Here is a 13144-nt window from a genome sequence, read left to right as displayed (position 1 = left end):
GCCTAGGGTCCGCTCTTGAAACCCTCAACTGGGGCTGGGGTGGTTTCCTTTGTTGCGGTCGGTGGCGGGGGCGGTTCCCTTCGGTGCATAGCGACAGGCGGTTATGGGTCTACCATAATAGGTTTCGCGCTGCGCTTTCAAGTTGCAATATTCCGCCTTGAAATCGCGGGGGATGTCACTATTTCTGTAGATATCGGCAATCATTTGATATCTACCCCAAATGGGTTCCAAGACTGAGGATTCCAGGTGGGCTTGGAACTCGTCAGGGCGCATCCCCCGGTTGAGGACCGCCCCAGTGGACCAATTGATATAGATCGTGGCGGACTGAAAGTCATAGAAGTCTTTGCCAAGTCTGCCCACCAGTTTATTGATAACCGGGGTATTTAAGATGGCCTCCTGAAGATTCACGCCAATTTGGGCCTCGGGACCCACCCACTGATCGATTTTCCCCTTGCCCTTCAAAATTTTACCCAGGTTCAGCCCGTATAAAGAGAGTTTCTTGATTTCGTTCTGGGCGTACTCGGGCAATTGAGCCTCCATCTCGGCCTTTTGTATTTCCGCTTCGGCTCTTTGGCGGGACTGGTCATAAACACCCACGGGAGCGAGTTGAGGCGCGGCGGAGAGCGGCGCGGTCAGACAAAATAGTATGCCTAGGCGGAGTAAGCGCATCCAGTCATCTCATCGGGTCCGTCCAAATCTTAAACTGGAACCCAGAGGAATAAATTCAATGGTAGAGAGATCCTAAAGGAGTTCTCCCTAAGGAATGGGCGGAGGAGTCCGGCTAACCCGCGCCCGTTGCAGGAGCCGCTGAGCAGTGCAGTAGCCGATAAACCGGATGTAGACCGTTTCGCCTGGAACTAGGGGACCCTCGGCTTGGTGGCGTTGGGGGTCGTAGGGGACCGCTTCGCCCACGGTGCCAATAGTCGCAATCTCCCAACGTTTGAGTAACTGGGTGAGGGCCAAAAATAAAGGCGTGACCTGACGGGCGGGCCACTGGGGGGACTGCTGGGCGAGGTAATGGGCGGTCGGGTATTGGGTCAAGAGGGTTTCTAACTGTTTGAAAGTCTGCTCCCGGAACTCCTGCGCTAATTGAGGAGCCTGGGTAATCAACTGCTGCTGGAGCCGCTGGTACTCTTGCTCTAGTCCCGGATTACCCCAGGTGAGCGGACTAAAACCTGCCAAGAGTTCCAATGGAGAACGCCCCAGCGCGAGGGCCAGGGCGTGGAGTTTGACTGGGGGGATGTGGTGGGCTTGCTGTTGCCGCAATCGCTTGATTAAAAGTTGACCCACCCCGCTCTTTTGGGCCAACTGGCGGTAACTAGGAATCTGGGCGACCCCCATCCAAGCCCGTAACTGGACCTCAGCCCGTACTTGGGCCTCGGCGGGGGCTGTCATTTACTTAGTGCTCGCCTTGAGCTTGGCGGCTTTTTCAATCACTTGGTCAATCCCGCCCACCAAGTAGAAAGCCTGTTCAGGTAGGTCATCGAACTCACCAGCTAGGACGCGCTTGAAGCTGTTGATGGTGTCGGCGAGCTTGACATAGACCCCATCGGACCCAGTGAAGATCTTGGCGACAAAGAAGGGCTGGGAGAGGAACCGCTCCAGACGACGGGCACGGCCCACGATCCGGCGGTCATCATCGGAGAGCTCATCCAAGCCCAGGATGGCAATGATGTCTTGCAACTCTTTGTACCGTTGGAGGGTGGACTGGACCCCACGGGCCACATCATAGTGTTCGTCGCCCACGATATCGCGCTGGAGCATCGTCGAGGTGGAACCGAGGGGGTCTACGGCTGGGTAAATCCCTTTCGCCGCTAAACCCCTGGAGAGCGCCGCTGTGGAGTCGAGGTGGGCAAAGGTGGTGGCGGGAGCCGGGTCCGTAAAGTCGTCGGCGGGCACATACACCGCTTGGACCGAGGTAATCGAGCCACCAATGGTGGAGGTGATCCGTTCCTGGAGGTCGCCCACGTCGGTACCCAAGGTGGGTTGGTAGCCAACCGCTGAAGGCATGCGGCCTAACAGCGCGGATACTTCCGAACCCGCCTGAATAAACCGGAAGATGTTGTCAATAAAGAGCAACACGTCCTGTTTGTTCACATCCCGGAAATACTCCGCCATCGTCAGCGCGGTCAAGCCGACGCGCATCCGGGCTCCGGGCGGCTCGTTCATCTGACCGTAAACCAGGGCTACTTTGGAGTTGGCGATGTTCTTCTCATCAATAACCCCAGATTCCTTAAATTCGTTGTAGAGGTCATTGCCCTCGCGGGTACGCTCGCCCACCCCACCGAAGACCGACAGGCCGGAGTGTTCCTGGGCAATGTTGTTGATCAGTTCTTGGATCAAGACCGTCTTACCGACCCCGGCTCCCCCGAAGAGGCCAATCTTGCCGCCCTTACGAAAAGGGGCCAATAGATCAATCACTTTGATCCCGGTTTCAAGGATGGCGGGACTATTCTCAAGTTCTGTAAACAGTGGGGCCGAGCGGTGAATGGGCAAAAAGTCGGTCGCAACCACATCGGCTCCCTCATCCACAGGTTCGCCCAAGACGTTAAAAATTCGACCGAGGGTGACCGTGCCCACGGGGACGGTAATCGGTGCGCCAGTATCCAAGACTTTGGTGCCCCGGACGAGGCCATCGGTGCTGCTCATGGCAACGGTGCGGACCCGGTTATCTCCGAGGAGTTGTTGGACTTCACAGGTAATCTTGACCTTGATGTTGCCATCATTGGTTTCAATGCGGAGGGCATTGTAGATCGCGGGCAGATTTCCATCAGGAAACACAACGTCCACCACCGCGCCGATGATCTGGATGACTTCGCCAATATTCTCGGTGACCGTGGTCGCCATGGAGACTCCTGTTCTTTAGTTCATCGTTCATCACTCACTTTAATCCAGACCTACCCCTAGAGCAATGCACCGGGACCCTGCCTAGGGACTTCTCCGTACTTGTTTTACGGGGTTCTTGTGATGGTGGGCAGGGTGGGGTTTCCCTATGGTGAGGACGGATACTCACAATCAGGTGGTTATGGTCAGTAAAGGTTGGTGGGCAGTTGGTTTGCTGTGGATGATGCCAGTCCTGGCCCAGGATTTTTGTCCCGGCCCCCCGCCTCTGGACAAGACAATTGCCCTCGTTCCAGCCACAGGCCTCTCCTATAGCACCGACGCCGGCCGGACCAACCCGATATCTCTCAGCGGGGCAACCGTAGCGGGTAAAGTCTATGTCTTCACCACCCCGACCACCGACACCAGCCGAGTCGAATTCTTCCTCAATGACCCGGATTTTAGCGATAACCCGCTGCGGACGGAGACCGCCGCCCCCTTTGATTACGCCGGGAGTGCCAGTAATGGCAACGCCAACGCCCTCGATACAATTACCCTGACCGATGGCAGCCACACGGTAACGGCCCGGACCACACTGACGGGGGGAACCACGGAAGCCATAGACGGGACTTTCACCGTCAACAACGGCCTACCTCAGGGATTCACCCGCTTCACCTGGAAAAATTGGACCGCCGCGCCCCTCACCCGGAGCGAGGCCCAAGGCGGGGTTATTGACGGTAAGCTGTACGTTTTTGGCGGCTACCCAGACAGTCGTTTCATCCCCACCACCCGCGCTGACCGCTATGACCCCGTGACTAATACTTGGCAACAGATAGCAGATATGCCCAAACCGACCACCCACGGCGGGTTCACCGCCGATGAACGCCATGCCTACATTGTCGGTGGCTACCAGGGCAAGCCAGGGGGCCAGGGCGGACAGACCTTCTCGACCCGTGAGGGCTGGAAGTACAACATTGAGACCAATACCTGGACTGCCCTGCCCTTGTTGCCACTGGCACGGGGTTCTGGGGGATTAGTGCTGTTGGGCCGCACTTTGCACTTTTTTGGCGGGGTGGACGGTCAACGGATTGATAAGGGCGACCACTGGATCTTGTCCGTGGACGGAGGAACCGCTTGGACCCGTGCCGTGGCCCTCCCCAATCCCCGTTCCCATCTCGGGTCCGTGGCCTTGGGCGGACTCATCTATGCCATCGGTGGTCAAAAGAGCTATGACAACTACGCCATTACCCAACCCACGGTCCATGTTTGGGACCCTGCTAACCCCGGCCTCTGGTCCCCGCGCGCGAGTCTGCCTAAGCCCCTGTCTCACATCGGCGGCTCTACTTTTGTGGTGGGCAACCGGAGTTTAGTGCTGGGGGGCGAGATTGCCCACAGTAGTGCTGTTGCTGATACCTGGGCCTACGACCCGACCAGAGACCAATGGCTGAGCTTGACTCCCCTCACGACCCCCCGCTACTCAGGGATAGCTGGAGTAATCAACAACCAGATCTACTACACCACGGGTACCCTCAAAGCCAATACTTACCGGGGTACGCCCCAACCCTAGGCTTTACTCAAGGATAGGACGGCAACCCTGGGGCATATGTTTACAGAGCCGCAACTGGTTGCCCGTCTCGTTCCATTGCACTTCATCAAAAATCTTTTTGAGGATATAGAGGCCGCGCCCGCATTCACTATGGAGGTAATCTTCTTTGGTAAGAGGCTCCTCATTGAGCTTGGCTTGACAGTTAAAACCCTCGCCTTCATCGGTGATGATCCACAGGTAATGCTGGGGCGTGATGATGAAATAGACCTGTACCGCTTTGGTTGAGTCCCCTTGATTCCCGTGTCGGGCTGCATTGACGAGAGCTTCCTGTAAACCCAACCGCAGCTCATAGCGAAAATCGGGCCGCACATCACAGAGGAGTAATCCAAGAATAGGCTCTAAATAAAGGGTAGAGGAAAAGCTCAAGACACTAGGGCTATGGACAGCTCGTCGTAGGGAGATAAATACCACACTGGACCCGTCTGCCGGTACTGCATTGGGACACTGCAACGAGATGGACAGCACGGTAGTATTCCTGTTGAAGTAGCGCGTTCTATTCCCATTTTAATAGACCCAATACCCCAGGAACCTTTAGGCAATATAAAAATCCACTATCGCTCTGATAAGGTAACTCCTTTAGAATAGAGCCTGTCAACGAGAGCATTTAATGCGGTGGTTGAATTTATTCCTCTGGGGTAGCTTCCTGGGACCCGTCCAAGCACAGGTCATCATCCCCCAAGCCAGTACTCCACAACGGCTAGAGCAACGCCAAGCCGCCCGTAACGCGCTCATCCCGAGTAACTATGACCTCACCCGCCACCCCGCCACTGAGCAGGCCCATTGGCGCGGGGTCCTCTGGAGCATGACGCTGGTCCAACCGACGGACCCCCCGGCCTTAGCTGCCCTCGCCGCTCTCCTAGACCTCGGCGCAACCCCCAACCCCGCCCCTGCCCTCCAACCCACGCTCCAGCAGGCTCTCAAAACCAGCGCGGCCCTCTATGTCCGTCCGGTCCAACCCGAAACCCGGACGGCCTACGCTTTCATTCCGACAAAACTACAAAATATCTTGCAGGTTAGTCGTGAACCGGGTCTTATTGCCTTGGCCTTAACCACCTTGACTAAGGGCGGGAGCGACCCTACGCCTTGGCTGGCCCCGCTCAAGGACCGTCTACCGCTCTGGTTCATGGACCCCCAGTTGCGGACCACCCTGGAGGAGTTGAGTGCCCCGACTGTCCCTTTACCCCCGCTGGGCGACCTCTTGAACCACCAAGTTGCCAGTCTGCCGCATTTTTATTTACTGTGTCGGCCTGACCGTTCTGTACCCTGTTTGGGTCTCCTCAAGGATGGTCAGGGGCAGTTCTTGCGGGAGGCAGAAGGGTTGTGGTCGGTGAGCCTGCTGGCAAAATCGGTCTATCCCCTGGCTTGGAACTTCAATAGTGGCGAGACCCCCCAGGGTCTGCTGCGGTTGGAGGGGTTGAAGCCACGGGGTCCCAGCGAATTTCGCGCCTTTGGGCAGTTCCCTTCGTTTAAAGTCTTTTTACCCTTTGAACCGGGGGCGACTCAGTTTATTCCTGGAGTTCCTGCCAATACGCCCTTGGATTTGGGGATTTACCGGAGTCTCTGGCCCCGTTCTTGGCAGGATTATCGGCCCATCGAACAGAGTTTTTGGGCCGGTCGAGTGGGCCGCAATCTCATCCGTATCCACGGCAGCGGGGAGGACCCAAGTTTCTTCTATCCCCAACCTGTAGACCTCCCCAACCCGACGATTGGTTGCATCGCCGCCCTAGAGCAGTACGGCCCGGACGGACAACTCCTGAGAGCCGACCTACCCCGCCTCTTAAATGCCTGGGATAAAGTCCAACCCGGCGGCTCCCTGGGTTATCTTTGGCTGATTGAGGTCCCGGCGACCACTGACCAGATGGTGACTTTAGAAGAGGTGGCTCCTTTGGTACCGCCCTCTATACCGTCCTAGACCCCAATCTGTTCGCAATACTCCTCGACGGTGAGGGTATCATCGAGTTCACTGGCGTCGGTCAGGGTGACTTTGAGGAGCCAGCCATTCTCGTAGGGGTCATCGCCCAAGGTAGCGGGGTCATCCATAACGGCAGTATTGACGGCGACGATGCGGCCCGTCAGGGGCGCATAGAGGTCTTCCACGGCCTTAACTGATTCCACGGAGCCGAAACTCTCGCCTTTCTTCAGTTCTGACCCCTCCTCCGGGAGTTGGACAAACACAATATCCCCGAGTTGGTCTACGGCGTAGGCGGTAATGCCGATGGTGACTTGGTCGCCCTCAACCCGCAGATATTCATGGCTATCCACGTATTTCAAATCCTTGGGAAAATCCATGCTGGCCCTTTGCTCGCTTTCTTGAAAATTGTACCGTCCCCTCCCCGCTGTCCCCCACAAATTACGTCCCCTGTCCTGTGATAGCATCCATAGAATATTTGAAACCCTTTTCCAGGCGGAGGCCCTCAGTTGATCCCCATCCTTGACCTGAGCCAGCAGACCGCCCAACTCCGGCCTGCGCTCGACCAAGCCCTAGCGGACCTATTAACCAGTGGACGGTTCATCCTCGGTGCCCATGGGGAGGCACTCGAACAAGCGGTGGCCCAGACCTGTCAAACCCGCTACGGCATGGGGGTGGCTTCGGGAACCGATGCCCTGCACTTGGTGTTGCGGGCCTGTGGCATCCGTCCCGGTGATGAGGTGATCACAGCAAGTTTCAGTTTTATCGCCACGGCGGAGGCCATTTCCTACTGTGGAGCCACCCCGGTTTTTGCCGATATTGATCCGCATACGTTTAACCTGGACCCGGAATCGGTGGCCCGCTGTATCACTCCGCGCACCCGGGCTATCCTTCCGGTCCATCTTTTCGGACAGGCGGCGGACTTAGCTCCCTTACTAAAGTTGGGTCAAGAGCACCACTTAGCCATTATTGAGGACTGCGCCCAGGCCATCGGGACTTTGTATCAGGGCCGGGCAGTAGGGAGTTGGGGACTAGCGGGGTGTTTGAGTTTTTATCCCACCAAGAACCTGGGTTGTTTCGGCGATGGTGGGATGGTGGTCACGTCCTCCTTGGGGATCAAGTCACGAGTCCGGCAGTTGCGGACCCACGGGCAAAAAACCCGCTATCTCCACGAGGAAGTGGGTTATACCTCCCGCTTGGATGAGGTACAGGCGGCAGTGCTGCGCTTGAAACTCCCCCATCTCGCCCAATGGAACCAGCAACGAGCCAAGATTGCTGATTTCTATAACCAAGTCTTTGCGGACCTCCCGGTTGTTACGCCCTACTGCGCTCCCTATTCCAGCCACACTTATCATCAGTACACCCTCAGGGTCGGTCATCGGGAGCGGGTGGTCGAGTTACTGCGTGAGTTGGGCATCGGTACGATGGTCTACTATCCAGTTCCCATTCACTTGCAACGCGCTTACCGTCATTTGGGTTATGAGGCTGGGAGTTTACCCCACACGGAACAAGTTGCCCGTGAGGTTTTGTCTTTACCGATCTTCCCGGAATTGACGCAAGACCAGCAAGAACAAGTTGTCCAGGCCGTCCGTAAGGTCCTCTGGCAGTTGCCCCCAGACCCTGAATTCCGCAGCTGAGGCAGCTTGAGAAAGTTGATCCCTTGACCTAAAGTGAAAGAGTGCAACAACGGGGTACAGCAATGAGTCGGGGCGAGAATAAAGCGAGTCAGGAAAGCCTGGAGGCCATGATCCACTTCTCTGAGCAATATGCTCGCAAGTCGGAGACCTATTTCTGTGTGGACCCGGTGGTGACAGCGGCGGTGGTCGAGGGCCTCGCCAAGCATAAGGATGAACTGGGTTCGCCCCTGTGCCCCTGTCGCTATTACGCAGATAAGGAAGCCGAGGTCAAAGTGGCCTACTGGAACTGCCCCTGTGTCCCGATGCGCGAACGCAAAGAATGCCACTGTCTATTATTTTTGACCCCGGACAATAGTTTCGCCGGGACCCAACAGGTTTTTGAACGAGTGGAAGTCTCGTATCACGACTGATGGTCCCAGCGCAGTTTTGGCAGGGATTGGACCAGTTTAACCACCGGGACTACTATGCCTGCCACGACACCCTAGAGGCTCTGTGGATGGAGTCGGGTCAACCGTTACGCCTCTTTTATCAGGGGATTTTACAGTTAGCCGTGGCCTACTATCATCTCGAAAATCAGAACTGGGCGGGGGCGGTCACCTTATTAGGGCAAGGGATTGAGCGGTTGGATTACTTTTTGCCGGAATACCTGGGTGTAGATGTTGCGGGCTTGGTTCAAGCAAGTGGGGAGGTCCTAGATGCCCTACATGAATTACCGGACCAAGACTTGAGCCAGTTTCAGTTTGTTCCGCCCCAGATTTATTACCAGCAGGAACAGCTATAGCAATCCGAGTTGAATTATAAAATCTCAGTAGCTCGCCAACCGCCGCCCCGCCGCCCCGTGAACGGGGGACCAAGGCAAAAAGGCTCTTATTCTTGCTCCCCTGCTTGCAGGGGAAGGGCTGGGGATTGGGGGCGGTGGTTGAGCCGCCCGACGCTTTTTACAATTCCTGTAGGGCTGCTATACAGGATATTTAGCTTGCGCATCTTGGCTGGGTGGCGGATGTGTTTAGGACGACTTACAACTATCCGTGTAAGACGTAGTATGTGGCTGAGGCTCACCCAACTGGCAAGGAACACGGCTATGCTCAGCAAGAATTCCTGGTGTCATTTCCGTCGCTCAGCCTTGGGGCTTGCGGCAACTTTGATGTTAACGGTCTCTGTACAGGCGCAGATTGACTTTAGCCCAGCGCAAACAGTCAATATCCGCGACCGTCCCGTGGTAGTTGTGACGGGTGACTTAGATAACGATGGCGACCTGGATTTTGTTACAGGGTCAGCTATCTATGACCGCTACTACGATTCCAGCGTCACCACCTCGCTCAACAATGGGAACGGCACTTTCACCAACCGCAGCCAATTCCTGTTCCCCAGTACCAATTACTTGCTCACGGACTTAACGCTGGGCGACTTTGATGAGGATGGCGACCTGGATGTTGCCTTGACCTCAAGCTCCCAGGTTTTCGGTTCACCCTCAGTAACGCTGTTGAAGAACCGGGGTAATGGGACCTTTGGCTCCGGCGAGCGCATCTTTACCCCCGTCGGCTATCCCTACGCCATCGTCAGTGGGGACCTGGATAGTGATGGTGACCTGGACTTGGCTTTTAGCTCTGCCGGCAACAACCGGGTGCAGGTATTACGCAACAATGGCAATGCTACTTTTACCACTGGGCAGTCCTTTGGCGTCGGGCGTAATCCCCGGGGTCTAGCCATCGGTGACCTCAATGGCGACGGGGACCTAGACCTCGTTACCGCCAACCTCGACAACGATACAGTTTCGGTGGCAGCCAACAACGGCAACGCGACCTTCGCTACCCCCACGGCGGTGACCGCCGGAGATGGACCACGGGGCGTTACGCTGGCGGATTTGGACGGAGATGGCGACCTGGATGTGACCACCGCAAACAACAAAGGCGACAACGTGGCGGTCCTCCGCAATCAAGGGAATGGCACCCTGGCTAGCCCCGTGTTCACAGCGGCGGGGAATGGACCGTCTGAGATTGCGGCGGGGGACTTCGATGGTGATGATGACTTAGATTTAGCCATAGCTAACCGTTACAGCGATAACGTGACGGTCTTGACCAACCAGGGGGACAGTACCTTCACGGGGCCTCTCGTTTTCGCCGCTGGGAATGGTGCGGTAAGTGTGGCGACGGGGGATTTGGACCAGGGGGGCGACCTAGACCTAGTGGTGGCGAACAGTATTTACGGCGACGTCTCGGTTCTGTTCAATACCACCGCCACCTTTGCCCCCAGTATCAGCAGCTTCACGCCGACGGGTGGCGGCGTTGGGACCGTAGTGACGATTACTGGGACTAACCTCGGGTCAGCCACAGCGGTGCAATTCAATGGGACTAACGCGCCTTTTCAGGTCATCTCCGATACTCAACTCCTGGCGGTAGCCCCCCCAGAATTGACCAGTGGCCCCATTACCGTCGTCAATCCGGGCGGCACGGCGACGAGCACCACCAGCTTTATGCGGACTGCTACCCCGACGATTGTCGCCCTGAGTCCCCAGCGTGGATTTGTCGGCACGGTTGTAACCATCAATGGGACCCGGCTCAGCACGACCAGCGCGGTCAGCTTTAATGGAGCCCCGGCGGTCTTTGTGGTGAACTCAAACACTAAACTCACGGCTCTGGTGCCCGAGGGGGCCAAGTCCGGTCCCGTTACCGTCACAACCTCAGAGGGGACGGCAACCAGCCCGCTTGACTTCACCGTCACGGCACCCCTGTTGGTCTTCACCCCGCCCGTAGATTACCCCGTCACAGCAACCCCGGTTGTAATTGACCGAGGCGATCTAGACGGGGATGGTGACTTGGACCTCGTTACAGCCAGTAATGTTGCTCCCCAACCCAGTTTGATTACTGTCTTGCTCAATGCTGGCAACGGTACTTTCGTTAATAGTGGTGACTTTCCCCTGGGTACAGAGCCTTTCAACTCGCCGTTTGAGAGTGAGGTGGGGGACCTGGACGGGGATGGGGACCTCGACCTCGCCTTCACTACCTCCGACGGAACCTATGTATTGTTTAACAGTGGGGTAGCCACCTTCTCCCCCGCCCAACAGTTAACCACGGGCTTTACCATTGGTCTCACGGCGGCTGACCTAGATGGGGACCTGGATTTGGATCTCGCCGCCACAAACCGCGACTTGGATACTGTCACAGTCCTCAAAAATAACGGTAACGGCACCTTCATCCCCCACACGCTCGCTACGGCATACTCCCCCCTAGCCATTACCAGCGCGGACTTAGACGGCGACTTGGACCAAGATTTAGCGGTATTGAGTGCCTTTGGGGAGCTTGCGGTCTTCAAAAATAATGGCAATGCCACATTTGCACCCCCATTGTTGAGCCTAGCCGACAGCAATGCTAACTCCCTTGCTCCTGGGGACCTTGATGGCGACGGCGACTTGGACCTCGCTACGGCAAACGGAAACTCCTTTAACAGCTCAGTCCTCCGCAACAATGGCACTGGCGTATTTGCCCCGCCCGAACCGGTTAATCTTCAGGGTCCAGGGAGTGACGGTAATCCTGGTTCCGTTACGCTTGGCGACCTAGACCAAGACGGTGACTTGGACTTAATCGTGGGTGAAGTTTTCACCTACTACGTGAATGTCCTTGCCAACAATGGAGATGGTACGTTCAATACGCCCCAAAGTGTTACTACTGGCTACAACTCAGAGGCAGTGGCGGTGGGTGACTGGGATGGGGATGGGGACCTGGATATCGCCACGACGGATACCTTTCAAGATAATGTCCCGGTGGTTTTCAACATCACGGTACCCCGAGCCGCTCTCACGAGTTTCGCGCCGACTTCGGGCACCATGGGTACGACCGTCTTCCTGACGGGACGCAACTTCACCACAACCACCGCCGTTACCTTCAACGGTACCCCGGCCCCCTTCACCGTCCTCTCAGCCACCCAACTTCAGGCAATAGTTCCAGTGGGTGCGACTACGGGTCCACTGACTGTGACCAACCCGAGCGGTACCGGTCCTAGTGACAGTCCGTTTGTCGTTATTCCCTAAATCTCGCGGACCAAGTTTCCCGGGAGCAGGGGGGTGAAACTCCGCGACTTTCCAGTGGACGCTGTACTCCTGGTTAGCCAAATAGGTCAGGGTATAGTTGACTCGGGAAGTTAACAAGTATTGGTAGTAGTCGAGTTTAGTAAAACTCATGGGCTGAGGGGCAGGTCACGGCTCTGCTATCCGACCGACTCCTCTTGCTCTACGTCAGTCCTGAGTTTGTTGGGCAAAGCGACTCAAGTAGACTCTTTCCCCCTCTTTTTAAGGGGGGCTAGGGGGAATCTCTTGGGGCTTTTCTTTTGTCACCACAACCTCTGGGAAGCCCCTGCCTTCAGGCATGGGGAGGAATAGGAGCGCAAGGCGACAGAGTTCAATACCCCTGAGCTTTACCCTCTTGCGTACAACAAGAATGGGTGAGGTATCATAGAGCTATGAACTAAGCCCTTACTGTATCCTGCAAGCTCAACCCGTCGCCCGAACAAGTCGTAAAGATTGAGGCGACCCTCAAAGCTTTTGCAGATGCTTGTACTTGGATTAATCTCAGCACTCCTGAGAGACTGACCAATAAGACCACGATGCAGAAGCAAGTGTATCCACAGGTCAGAGCGTTGTTTGGATTGTCGGCTAACCTGACCATTCGCGCTATCGCTCGGGTGTGCGCTAACCGCAAAACCGCTCGGATAAAAAATGCTGTTATCAAGAACTTTGTTCCTACCAGCATTGACTACGATGCAAGAATCTTCTCTTTCAAAGCAAAGGATTGGACCGTTAGTTTGACGCTTTTGGACAGTCGGGAGCATTTCAGACTTGCCCTTGGCAACTATCAACGGGGCTTGCTCAAAGGTCAGCAACCGACTTCTGCCACCTTGAACAAACGCAAGGATGGCAGTTACTACATCCAAATTCAAGTTAAACCCTTGCCACCCACCGTTAAAGAGCCTGTGGATTGCCTTGGGGTTGACCTGGGAAGAACCGATATCGCTCACACCAGTGCCGGAGGCCAATGGAATGGACAGCAGTTGACTAAAGTGCGTGACCACCACGCCAATTTGAGAGCGACACTTCAACAAAAAGCCTCGAAAGGTACAAGGAGTACAAGGCGACGATGCCGAGAACTCTTGCAACGACTGTCGGGCAAGGAGCGTCGT

Annotated in this window: 11 protein-coding genes and 1 pseudogene; 7 read left to right on the top strand and 5 right to left on the bottom strand. The window is 56.1% G+C overall.

The genetic code is table 11. The features are described 5' to 3' along the window. Positions 1 to 24: 24 nt before the first annotated feature. The 3 genes from HFM78_RS04645 to atpD all read right to left on the bottom strand — a co-directional run bounded on the left by HFM78_RS04645 (position 25) and on the right by atpD (position 2847). The gene (locus HFM78_RS04645) at positions 25 to 669 is read right to left on the bottom strand and encodes a hypothetical protein (RefSeq protein ID WP_287128255.1); all 645 of its coding nucleotides are present in this window, start codon (positions 667 to 669) and stop codon (positions 25 to 27) included. Between the two features lie 87 nt (positions 670 to 756). Then, a complete protein-coding gene (locus HFM78_RS04640; RefSeq protein ID WP_287128254.1) occupies positions 757 to 1395 on the bottom strand; it encodes a hypothetical protein in 639 nt (212 codons plus the stop codon). Beyond that, entirely contained in the window at positions 1396 to 2847 is a 1452-nt protein-coding gene (gene atpD / locus HFM78_RS04635; RefSeq protein WP_287128253.1) for a F0F1 ATP synthase subunit beta, read from the bottom strand. 178 nt (positions 2848 to 3025) lie between these two features. Between atpD and HFM78_RS04630 the strand changes: the two genes are divergently transcribed. Then, positions 3026 to 4387, top strand: a complete 1362-nt coding sequence (locus HFM78_RS04630; RefSeq protein ID WP_287128252.1) for a kelch repeat-containing protein — start codon at positions 3026 to 3028, stop codon at positions 4385 to 4387. Positions 4388 to 4390: 3 nt separating this feature from the next. On the opposite strand, the gene HFM78_RS04625 is transcribed toward HFM78_RS04630, so the two are convergent. Continuing rightward, entirely contained in the window at positions 4391 to 4792 is a 402-nt protein-coding gene (locus HFM78_RS04625; protein WP_287128251.1) for an ATP-binding protein, read from the bottom strand. A gap of 241 nt (positions 4793 to 5033) precedes the next feature. On the opposite strand from HFM78_RS04625, the gene HFM78_RS04620 reads away from it, so the two are divergent. Then, a complete protein-coding gene (locus HFM78_RS04620) occupies positions 5034 to 6338 on the top strand; it encodes a hypothetical protein (protein WP_287128250.1) in 1305 nt (434 codons plus the stop codon). On the opposite strand, the gene gcvH is transcribed toward HFM78_RS04620, so the two are convergent. After that, positions 6335 to 6715, bottom strand: a complete 381-nt coding sequence (gcvH, locus tag HFM78_RS04615) for a glycine cleavage system protein GcvH (protein ID WP_287128249.1) — start codon at positions 6713 to 6715, stop codon at positions 6335 to 6337. The genes HFM78_RS04620 and gcvH overlap by 4 nt on opposite strands. A 129-nt stretch (positions 6716 to 6844) precedes the next feature. Between gcvH and HFM78_RS04610 the strand changes: the two genes are divergently transcribed. The 5 genes and pseudogenes from HFM78_RS04610 to HFM78_RS04590 all read left to right on the top strand — a co-directional run. Continuing rightward, positions 6845 to 7972 carry a DegT/DnrJ/EryC1/StrS aminotransferase family protein gene (locus HFM78_RS04610; RefSeq protein ID WP_287128248.1) on the top strand — a complete coding sequence of 376 codons (1128 nt, stop codon included), beginning with the start codon at positions 6845 to 6847 and terminating at the stop codon, positions 7970 to 7972. A 62-nt stretch (positions 7973 to 8034) separates the two neighbouring features. Beyond that, positions 8035 to 8382: a ferredoxin-thioredoxin reductase catalytic domain-containing protein gene (locus HFM78_RS04605; protein ID WP_396033739.1), complete on the top strand. Its 348-nt coding sequence runs from the start codon at positions 8035 to 8037 to the stop codon at positions 8380 to 8382. Beyond that, positions 8382 to 8753 carry a DUF309 domain-containing protein gene (locus HFM78_RS04600; protein ID WP_287128246.1) on the top strand — a complete coding sequence of 124 codons (372 nt, stop codon included), beginning with the start codon at positions 8382 to 8384 and terminating at the stop codon, positions 8751 to 8753. The genes HFM78_RS04605 and HFM78_RS04600 overlap by 1 nt, the downstream gene beginning before the upstream one ends. A 300-nt stretch (positions 8754 to 9053) precedes the next feature. Next, complete coding sequence (locus HFM78_RS04595; RefSeq protein ID WP_287128245.1) at positions 9054 to 11999, top strand: FG-GAP-like repeat-containing protein; 2946 nt, start codon at positions 9054 to 9056, stop codon at positions 11997 to 11999. A gap of 572 nt (positions 12000 to 12571) precedes the next feature. Continuing rightward, positions 12572 to 13144 (top strand): annotated as a pseudogene (locus tag HFM78_RS04590) (RNA-guided endonuclease TnpB family protein); the annotation flags it as partial.

Origin of the sequence: Candidatus Cyanaurora vandensis (genome assembly GCF_013285555.1) — a bacterium.
Taxonomy (GTDB): domain Bacteria; phylum Cyanobacteriota; class Cyanobacteriia; order Gloeobacterales; family Anthocerotibacteraceae; genus Cyanaurora; species Cyanaurora vandensis.
This window is presented reverse-complemented; position numbering and strand designations above follow the sequence as displayed.

Coding starts and splice junctions, on each gene's coding strand:
- HFM78_RS04645 (WP_287128255.1), bottom strand. CDS start 669: ATGCGCTTACTCCGCCTAGGCATACTATTTTGTCTGACCGCGCCGCTC.
- HFM78_RS04640 (WP_287128254.1), bottom strand. CDS start 1,395: ATGACAGCCCCCGCCGAGGCCCAAGTACGGGCTGAGGTCCAGTTACGG.
- atpD (WP_287128253.1), bottom strand. CDS start 2,847: ATGGCGACCACGGTCACCGAGAATATTGGCGAAGTCATCCAGATCATC.
- HFM78_RS04630 (WP_287128252.1), top strand. CDS start 3,026: ATGGTCAGTAAAGGTTGGTGGGCAGTTGGTTTGCTGTGGATGATGCCA.
- HFM78_RS04620 (WP_287128250.1), top strand. CDS start 5,034: ATGCGGTGGTTGAATTTATTCCTCTGGGGTAGCTTCCTGGGACCCGTC.
- gcvH (WP_287128249.1), bottom strand. CDS start 6,715: ATGGATTTTCCCAAGGATTTGAAATACGTGGATAGCCATGAATATCTG.
- HFM78_RS04605 (WP_396033739.1), top strand. CDS start 8,035: ATGAGTCGGGGCGAGAATAAAGCGAGTCAGGAAAGCCTGGAGGCCATG.
- HFM78_RS04600 (WP_287128246.1), top strand. CDS start 8,382: ATGGTCCCAGCGCAGTTTTGGCAGGGATTGGACCAGTTTAACCACCGG.
- HFM78_RS04595 (WP_287128245.1), top strand. CDS start 9,054: ATGCTCAGCAAGAATTCCTGGTGTCATTTCCGTCGCTCAGCCTTGGGG.